This window comes from Synechococcus sp. OH2 (assembly GCF_047462155.1).
GTDB lineage: Bacteria > Cyanobacteriota > Cyanobacteriia > Thermostichales > Thermostichaceae > Thermostichus.
Window position 1 is genome coordinate 191,925 of sequence record NZ_JANSIR010000095.1, and the last position, 4,315, is coordinate 196,239.

4 protein-coding genes are annotated in these 4,315 nt (G+C 49.0%); all 4 read right to left on the minus strand.

Annotated features, from left to right (window positions below; all coding sequences use genetic code 11):
* Positions 1-114: 114 nt before the first annotated feature.
* A complete protein-coding gene (cynS, locus tag NW835_RS09385; protein WP_414334744.1) occupies positions 115-561 on the minus strand; it encodes a cyanase in 447 nt (148 codons plus the stop codon).
* A 60-nt stretch (positions 562-621) separates the two neighbouring features.
* Complete coding sequence (locus tag NW835_RS09390) at positions 622-1,506, minus strand: ABC transporter ATP-binding protein (RefSeq protein WP_414415131.1); 885 nt, start codon at positions 1,504-1,506, stop codon at positions 622-624.
* Positions 1,503-2,333, minus strand: a complete 831-nt coding sequence (gene ntrB / locus NW835_RS09395) for a nitrate ABC transporter permease (RefSeq protein WP_414415132.1) — start codon at positions 2,331-2,333, stop codon at positions 1,503-1,505. Before ntrB ends, NW835_RS09390 begins: the two co-directional genes overlap by 4 nt.
* 102 nt (positions 2,334-2,435) lie before the next feature.
* Positions 2,436-3,989 (minus strand): CmpA/NrtA family ABC transporter substrate-binding protein, encoded by a 1,554-nt coding sequence (locus tag NW835_RS09400; protein ID WP_414415133.1) that lies wholly within the window; start codon positions 3,987-3,989, stop codon positions 2,436-2,438.
* Positions 3,990-4,315: the final 326 nt, after the last annotated feature.

A 4,315-nucleotide genomic window follows, 5' to 3' on the forward strand; every position in this document is an offset into this window, starting at 1 on the left:
TTTCTGCGGACTTGCGCTTTGTGGGCTTTTTAGGAAAACTGCACCCCCAGGTTCCTAGCTCAACTACTAGCTTGACTTTACAGGCAGTTAAGACTCGGCTCATGTATCCTACCCCTACCACTTCTTGTAGGGCAGGAACTTACCAGACATGATCACTTTAACGCGATCTCCTTTAGGGTCTTCTTCCTTTTGTATATCTAAGGTAAAGTCAATAGCGCTCATAATCCCATCGCCAAACTTCTCATGAATTACTGCTTTTATTGGCATGCCATATACCTGTACAATCTCGTAGAAGCGATAGATCAAAGGATCTGTCGGCACCACTGGCCCTAGACCTTTCAGTGGGCATTCAGTCAATTCTTTTGCTACAACAGCGTCCAGTTCTAAGATCTCAGTAATTTTTTTCGCTTCTTCTAAAGAGGCGCTTGCCTGACGATAAAAAACCGCTGCAATCCACACCTCATCTCGGCCTATCCTCTGCTCTAAATCAGCAAAGGTTAGCCCCTTCTCAGCTTTAGCGGCCAATAGCTTCTTAGTAATCTCTGGGATGGTTGTGCTCATTGTAGCCTCCTAAATTTCAGATGTATCGGCTTCGTGAAAGCTCCTACTACAGTTTATTCCTCAAACCCGGATCCGTGATTCCTCAACAGCACGAGTTTCTTGAGAAAGGTGATGTTCCATAGCTGCCTTGAGATCATGATAGCCTGGCTGCTGATCTAAGCTGTCTCGATGGCGAGGACGGGTAAACGGGACATCTAGAATCTGAGCAATGCGAGCCTCTGGCCCCCGAGTCATCATGACAATTCGATCCGACAGCAACAGTGCTTCTTCAATGCTGTGGGTAATCAAGATGACAGTTTTCCGTTGTGACTCCCAAATTCGCTCAACTTCATCCTGAAGGAATCCTCGCGTCAGCGCATCTAAAGCGCCAAATGGCTCATCCATGAGCAAAATTTGTGGATCAGTCGCCAGAGCTCGAGCAATTGCTACCCGCTGCTTCATCCCTCCAGATAATTCGTGAGGATATTTCTTTTCTGCCCCCCGCAACCCTACTAGGTCTATGAAAGATTGTACCAACTGCTTCTGCTGAGCCAAAGTCATCTGCGGGTGTACAGTTTCCACAGCAAAACGGATGTTTTCTCCTACTGTCATCCAGGGCATAAGAGCATAGTTTTGAAAGACAATGCCACGATCAGGTCCGGGGGAATGAACCTCTTGACCATTGATCAATACTTGTCCAGTAGAGGGCTGTGAGAGACCTGCAATGATATTAAGCAATGTCGACTTACCACAACCAGAAGGACCGATAATCGAGACAAAAGTGTTGGCTTCTACCACTAAATCGATGGGTGCAAGAGCGACGTAATCAACCGAAGCACGACCAATGAGCCGATCCATAAAGCCCCGACGACCGGGGTAGATCTTGGTGACTTGGCGCAACTGCAACTGCGGAATCCGCTCCAAGCCAGCAGAACTCGAGGTATAGGAAGGAGAAGTAACTTTCATGACCTCACCCAAAATGCGACCCAACGTTGCAACAATACAAACAACCAATCTAGCAGAAGACCCACAACACCTATAACAACAATTGCAGTAATGATACTGGTAATTTGAAGGTTATTCCATTCGTTCCAGATAAAATAACCCAGGCCAGTACCTCCCACCAGAATTTCGGCAGCTACGATTACCAGCCAGGCAATACCGATGCTGATGCGCAAGCCGGTTATGATGCTTGGCGCTGCTGCAGGCAGAATTACCTTAAGGATAGTACGCCAACGGGACGCCCCTAAAGAGCGAGCCACATCCAAGTAAGCTCGATCCACATTACTTACCCCAAACTTAGTGTTAATTAGGGTGGGCCAAATGCTAGTAATAGCAATGACAAACAAGGCGGCGCTTTCTGAGCTTTTCAGAATGCCTAAACCCAGAGGCAGCCACGCTAGTGGTGAAACTGGCTTTAGCAACTGAATGTAGGGATCAATTGCCCGTGAAGTCACCTCCGAAAGACCCACCAGTACTCCAAGAGGGATGGCGATCAAGGAGCCAATGGTAAATCCAATCGCCACTCGCTGTAAGCTTGCCAGCAGATGCCAACCAATGCCTCTATCGTTAGGGCCATAATCGTAAAAGGGATCCGAAACCCACCCCCAAATAGTTACCAAGGTTCTACTGGCAGGGGGAATTAATGGAGAAAATACTCCGCCGCGTGCTCCGGCCTCCCAAACTACCAAAATCAAAAGCAAAGAGATCATAAACAAAGCAAATGCCTGCCGATTAGTATCCGGTAGGATCGAACGAATCCATCGCCCTGGCATAGCGGGAAGAAAGGACATTGTACCTCCAACGGGTTAAGGAAAAAATCTAGAGAAAATTTTAGTGCAATGGGATCGTCATCAACTGTTCAGTTTAAACAGATGGGATCCCTATCTGAGGGTCTAAACCCCAAACTTCTCGATTTGAGCTTGAATGTAAGCGACAGGATTACTAGGATCGAAGGTATCAAACTTCAGGGTTTCAACCCTTAGGTTTTCGGTAGGCGGGTTTTGTCCTAGCTCTCGAGCCAGCTCACGGGCCAAGTCTGTCAGGAAGATATCCTGAGTGATCTGAGGATAATCTGCGTCCGCCTCTGATAGGAGATTCCAGCGCACCAATTGGCTAATGATCCAGTAAGCAAAGCTCTGCCAGGGGTAGGGATCAAAATCAATCCGATTAGGAATGTTGAAGCTATTGCCTAACCCATCCTCAAATTGACCCGTCAGCACGGCAGTCACCACCGCCTCTGGCTGATTCAGAAACTCCCGCGGAGAAATAGCCTTGGCGATCTCGGCTCGATTTCCTGACTGGCTGGCATAGCTGGCTGCGTCGATGATCGCTTTGTTCACTGCTCGGAAGGTGTTTGAGTTCGCATCAATCCAGCTTTGGCCAGCAGCGAAAACACAGCAGGGATGTCCTGGCCAAAGATCTTTACTCAGCATATGGATAAAGCCTACTCCCTCAAACACCGCCCGTTGGTTAAACGGGTCTGGCATCAACATGGCATCGATATCCCCTACCGCCATGCGAGCTACACTATCCGGCGGCGGCACAGGGTTAATCTGTACATCGGTGTCGGGATTGAGACCTCCGACAGCTAGGTAGTAGCGTAGCAGTAGGTTATGCATTGAGTATGGAAAGGGAACGCCGATTGTGAAACCTTTGAAGTCAGCGGGGCCTTTCACAGTGTTTTTGTACTTGTTGGCAATGGTAATGGCCTGGCCGTTGATGTTCTCGAGGCTAGCCACCCTAATCGGGAAAGCTGTAGATCCTAGGCCCAAGGTAATGGCAATAGGCATTGGGGAGAGCATGTGATAAGCATCTAATTCTCCGGCGATGGCAGAATCCCGCACCGCAACCCAACTAGGCATTTTCACCAACTGCACATTCAACCCATGCTTCTCATAGAACTTCAGGGGCTTGGCCATGATGATCGGGGTGGCACAGGTAATGGGAATAAACCCAATTCTCAGATCCGTTTTCTCAAGGGATCCCTGAGCTTGAACAGACAGTTCCTGTTGTCCTTGAGTGGCTGCCAACCCAATCACTGAAGCTGCCACTAACACCTGAGTCAAAAAACGCCGCCGCGAATAAGACCCTGTCCGAAGGGTATCCGTAAAAAATTCGGCTGCCTGAGGTCCAAAAGCCGCTACCATCGCTTGATCTAGACCGCCCGCTTGCCGAATCAGCTCCCGTAAAATTGGCTCCTTTTCTGGGTTACGCCGACTAAAGCGCTCCAAGACCAGCGTCTCTAGCATCTCAGTGCGGCTGATCTGATCCGCAAGCTTCAACACCTGCGGCCGATAAACTCCCATCTTGATTAAGTCATCCGCCAGATCCGCTGGACTTTGTGGCATGGAAGCAAGGAATTCACTGTGATCCTGTGGAGCATGTGAACCACCACAGGGACACCGTTGTGAGTCAAGGGTGAAGACTTTGTCAGTGGAAAACTGCATAGAGCCTCTCTCTTCTGCCAAAAGAGTGAACCAACGCTTCTTTCCTCACCTCAATCGTAGTAAGGAGATACTCAGTGAAAGTTACGTTATGTCTTCAACTTGATTCTGTAGCTTCAACTACAGTAAGAACATGGGCCTAGCTGTCTTACTTGCAGCATCTCTCTAGGCTCTGAGATTCCTTCTTTACCCGTAGCTCCTTATCCGGACGATCCTCAAAGGCAGAGAAAAACGTGCTGAGCTTCGAGTTTTGCCTCTACCGGCGTCCTTTTCGGCAGCCCTTGCGCACGCGCTACGGCCTATGGTCTGTCCGGGAAGGGATCCTGATC

Coding starts and splice junctions, on each gene's coding strand:
- cynS (WP_414334744.1), bottom strand. CDS start 561: ATGAGCACAACCATCCCAGAGATTACTAAGAAGCTATTGGCCGCTAAA.
- NW835_RS09390 (WP_414415131.1), bottom strand. CDS start 1,506: ATGAAAGTTACTTCTCCTTCCTATACCTCGAGTTCTGCTGGCTTGGAG.
- ntrB (WP_414415132.1), bottom strand. CDS start 2,333: ATGTCCTTTCTTCCCGCTATGCCAGGGCGATGGATTCGTTCGATCCTA.
- NW835_RS09400 (WP_414415133.1), bottom strand. CDS start 3,989: ATGCAGTTTTCCACTGACAAAGTCTTCACCCTTGACTCACAACGGTGT.